This is a genomic window from Pseudoalteromonas piscicida, assembly GCF_002744175.1.
Lineage (GTDB): Bacteria > Pseudomonadota > Gammaproteobacteria > Enterobacterales > Alteromonadaceae > Pseudoalteromonas > Pseudoalteromonas piscicida_B.
In genome coordinates this window covers 1-403 of sequence record NZ_NKHF01000113.1, presented here as the reverse complement: position 1 = coordinate 403, position 403 = coordinate 1, and the positions used below count along the sequence as shown (strand labels likewise).

Sequence of the window (403 nt, the reverse complement as noted above, 5' to 3'; positions counted from 1 at the left end):
TGCTCCACCGCCAGTGCATGGGTATTGACACTGAGCGCAGTGGCTTTTCCAAGCACTGGGTTAAGTGATGGCAAGTGGCTTTCCTGCGTTAGCACTAAGTCGGTGTTGGTGTCAGTTAAAATAAACTCAACCCGAGCTTCGGGGTAATCTGGTGAAACGGGCACATAGGCACCACCGGCTTTGAGCACGGCCAAGATAGCAACGAGCATCTCACTACTGCGAGAAAAGTAGAGGGCGATAGGGGTATCGGCAGGCAATAGGCCAGCTTGGGCTTTGGGATGCTGAGCAATGATTTGCTGTGCAAGGGCATTGGCTTTACCGTTCACTTCAGCATAAGAGAGTGCTTCACCACTGCTGGTTAACAAGGCGGTCTGCTCTGGCGTGTTAGCGGCGTGTTGCTCTA

1 protein-coding gene is annotated in these 403 nt (G+C 52.9%); it reads right to left on the bottom strand.

From position 1 onward, the window contains the following. Nucleotides 1-403, bottom strand: a 403-nt coding sequence (locus CEX98_RS21925; protein WP_143484371.1) for an AMP-binding protein, incomplete at both ends; no start/stop codon positions are given.